The sequence below is a fragment of the Mesorhizobium sp. M0060 genome (assembly GCF_040323155.1).
In the GTDB taxonomy this organism is placed as follows: Bacteria; Pseudomonadota; Alphaproteobacteria; order Rhizobiales; family Rhizobiaceae; genus Mesorhizobium.
On the sequence record NZ_JAMYUP010000158.1, the window covers coordinates 1 to 1,194 of the forward strand.

The window sequence follows — 1,194 nt, forward strand, 5'->3', positions numbered from 1 at the left end:
AACTTCCTCAAAACCGCTGCAGCCTGATCCGCCCGGACGCGTCCGTCTGAAAGCGATCAGCTGTTGCAAGGGCCGTCGACGTGCGGGGAAATGAGCGCTTACGGCCAATCAGTTACGGGAAGCCTCGTGGTGAACAATGGCGAGACCATGAAGCAGATGGTACTTGCCGGCGCCGGCATTGCACGGCTGGGCCTTTTCCATGTCGCCGCCGAAATAGCCGAGGGAAGGCTCGTGCCACTACTCGAAGATTGCAATCCAGGCGACCTCGAACTGGTCCATGCCATCTATGTCGGCGGCGGACCGCTGCCACACCGCGTACGTGCCTTCATTGAATATATGGTCGAGGTGCTGGACGAAACGCCCCTCCTGAAGGGGATATAGGAGCGGCGCGTCAATATTCGGGTTGTTCAGTCGTGACAGGTCGAAGCCTGATAATCGAGAACGCACCCGATGCTTTCCAGATGCATCAGTGAATCGGCACGGAAGGTTGATCCCTCGGCCCAAAGGCAACAAGTTCGTGACTTTGCTAACAATTTCGCAATCGGGGTGGCGTCAGCATCGGCGGCGATCGTGACTACGCCTGGTTTTCATTTCATTTATGCAAATCAAGGTTTTATGCAGCAAAGGCAAGGGATCAATCTTCCGTGCTGATTCACAAATGGCTTTTTGTACGCCACTGGCGCCGCGAGCAGTTGTAGACGCGGCTCCTATTCTGCACCCAGACAACTTTGCGAGGCTTTAAGGGATGAAGGTCTTATTTGTTAAGTTTGCGACACTCCGTCGCACGGTAGACAAACCCCTTTTTTAGCTTCTGCCACACCTCGAGATCGTCGAGGACGAGAATGGCTACCTTGGTATCGAACATCCGCTCAGGTCCTGTTTTTCATCGGGACGTTAGACCGCCAGCGCTGCTGTTTTTCCCCGGTGCACGTGCGGGAACAGCGGTCGGTAATGCGGCGAAAAGCTCAATGACGTTCGCCAGGCAGACGTCCATGTAGCCCTTCCATTGGCTCTTCACGAACAGAGTTAGCAGAAACTTGGTGAGACGATTCTTCGCCTGGAAGGTGTAGGTCCACTTCACCCGCGTGCCGCCACTCTCATGATTGCTGACAATGGCCTTTGACATAAGCTGCAGCCCGCCGATCCGATCGGCGGTCGAGGCACTTGTACGGCGGATATGAGGTGCAAGAGGCG

At 55.4% G+C, this 1,194-nt stretch carries 1 protein-coding gene and 1 pseudogene; one reads left to right on the forward strand and one right to left on the reverse strand.

The genetic code is table 11. The annotated features are described in order from the left end of the window. Positions 1-105: 105 nt before the first annotated feature. Positions 106-381 (forward strand): annotated as a pseudogene (locus tag NKJ94_RS37355) (LysR substrate-binding domain-containing protein); the annotation flags it as partial. A gap of 502 nt (positions 382-883) precedes the next feature. On the opposite strand, the gene NKJ94_RS37360 reads toward NKJ94_RS37355, so the two are convergent. After that, on the reverse strand, positions 884-1,194 hold a 311-nt coding region (locus NKJ94_RS37360), incomplete at its 5' end, for a hypothetical protein (protein WP_352532780.1).